The sequence below is a fragment of the Pararobbsia alpina genome (assembly GCF_902859895.1).
GTDB classification, from domain to species: domain Bacteria; phylum Pseudomonadota; class Gammaproteobacteria; order Burkholderiales; family Burkholderiaceae; genus Pararobbsia; species Pararobbsia alpina.
The window spans coordinates 1-1360 of the sequence record NZ_CADIKM010000157.1 but is presented as its reverse complement, the minus strand read 5'-3'; the positions used below and the strand labels follow the sequence as shown (position 1 = coordinate 1360).

At 57.3% G+C, this 1360-nt stretch carries 1 protein-coding gene; it reads right to left on the bottom strand.

All coding sequences use genetic code 11. From position 1 onward, the window contains the following. A partial coding sequence (locus HV670_RS30010) for an arsenic transporter (protein WP_175108543.1) occupies positions 1-1232 on the bottom strand: 1232 nt, incomplete at its 3' end. Positions 1233-1360: the final 128 nt, after the last annotated feature.

Sequence of the window (1360 nt, the reverse complement as noted above, 5' to 3'; positions counted from 1 at the left end):
AGCGTCAAGACGATACCTGTCTTGAAGTAATAGCCCCATGTGATTGTTACGTTCTTGCGAGCCAGCACATGCAGCCACAGCAGCGTCGCAAGGGACCCGATTGGCGTTATCTTCGGGCCGAGGTCGCTGCCAATCACGTTGGCGAACACCATGGCTTCCTTGACGATTCCGGTGGCATGGCTTGCATCGATAGACAACGCACCCACCAGTACCGTCGGCATGTTATTCATGACCGACGATAGAAATGCCGTGAGAAGTCCTGTTCCGAGCGCTGCTGCCCACACGCCATGCGCTGCCAGATAGTTAAGAACCTGTGCAACGTAGCTCGTGAGCCCCTGATTTCGCAAGCCGTACACGACGAGGTACATACCCAGGGAGAAGATGACAACTTGCCACGGGGCTTCCTTCAGTACCTTTCTGGTGGAAATAATGTGGCCCCTCCCTGCGACGCCCAGTAAGACGGCCGCACCGACAGCGGCGACAACGCTGATAGGCACACCTACGTGCTCAAGACCAAAAAAGCCAACCAACAGCAACCCCAAAACCCACCAACCTGCCCTGAAGGTCGAGGCGTCTCGAATCGCTTCTCGAGGTTGCTTGAGCTCAGCGACGTTGTACGCGGCCGGAATGTCGCGGCGAAAATAGAACAAAAGCATCGCGAGTGTCACCGCAACGGCGACGATGTCGACCGGCACCATGACGCTTGCGTACTCGCCGAACCCGACTTTAAAAAAGTCTGCTGAGACGATGTTGACCAGGTTCGAAACGACTAGCGGCAGACTTGCTGTATCTGCGATGAACCCCGCGGCCATGACGAACGCGAGGGTCGCGGCCGGACTGAATCCAAGTGCGAGCAGCATGGCCATGACAATGGGCGTCAGGATAAGTGCCGCGCCGTCATTTGCGAACAATGCCGCAACAGCTGCGCCAAGCAAGACTAGAAACGCGAACAGCTTGCGGCCGCTGCCATTCCCCCACCGAGCAACGTGCAAGGCAGCCCACTCAAAGAACCCCGCCTCATCAAGCAGCAAGCTGATGATAATCACGGCGACAAATGTCAGCGTCGCGTTCCAGACAATGTGCCAGACGACCGGAATATCAGAGATATGAATAACGCCGGCCAAGAGCGCAACAACTGCCCCGGCGGCCGCGCTCCAACCGATGCCCAGGCCCTTCGGCTGCCAAATGACAAAGGTGATGGTCGCGAAAAATATCGGTATAGCGGTGAACATTGGGAGCTTCCTTGATAACCACGACTGTTCAGTCGGATAGCCGACAGCATCGATGCGGATGCCTCTCAATCGAGGCACCAAACGCCAATAGGCCGAAGGGGCCGATGCCGACCGGTTCGCGCCGGGTG